At 41.9% G+C, this 704-nt stretch carries 1 protein-coding gene; it reads left to right on the forward strand.

Going from position 1 to position 704, the window contains the following annotated elements; translation table 11 throughout:
- Positions 1–669 (forward strand): DDE-type integrase/transposase/recombinase (locus CWB66_RS14500; protein WP_171037509.1); only part of this gene is annotated, 669 nt, incomplete at its 5' end.
- Positions 670–704: the final 35 nt, after the last annotated feature.

Here is a 704-nt window from a genome sequence, read left to right on the forward strand (position 1 = left end):
ATAGTACCGACGACACACTGTGCTACAGGGCCGAACCAAGTGTGGTGTTGGGATATTACTTGGTTACCAGGTCCCGCTAAGGGGCTGCATTTTTATTTATATTTGATACTCGATATATTTAGTCGAAAGATTGTTGGATGGGAAATTCATGATGACGAATCAGCAGAGAATGCATCAATGTTAATCAGAAAAGCTCATTTAAAAGAAAGAGTTAAAGATAACCCTTTGGTGCTGCATTCGGATAATGGAAGCCCAATGAAGGGCTCATCAATGCTTGAAACACTTTATAGTTTAGGCGTCGTGTCGTCTTTTAATCGTCCTAGGGTGAGCAATGATAATGCTTATGCTGAGTCGATATTTAAAACGTGTAAATATCGTCCTGACTATCCGTATAAAGGGTTTTCAACAATAGATGAAGCACGTAGTTGGGTGTTGAAATTTAGCCACTGGTATAATTTTAACCACAAACATAGCGGTATTAAATATATAACCCCTCACCAAAGACATTCTGGGGTGGCAAGTGAAGTGTTGGCAAAGAGAAAAGAAGTGTATCAACGTGCTAAGGAGCAAACGCCTGAGCGCTGGAGTGGTGACATCCGCAACTGGGATTTACCAGAGAAAGTGCACCTAAACCCCGAACGTGAAATCGTCAACGTGGAGAGTGCATAACGTAGTGATCGCGACAACTAGTTTGACAAACACCG

The organism is Pseudoalteromonas sp. S558 (assembly GCF_005886635.1).
GTDB lineage: Bacteria > Pseudomonadota > Gammaproteobacteria > Enterobacterales > Alteromonadaceae > Pseudoalteromonas > Pseudoalteromonas aliena.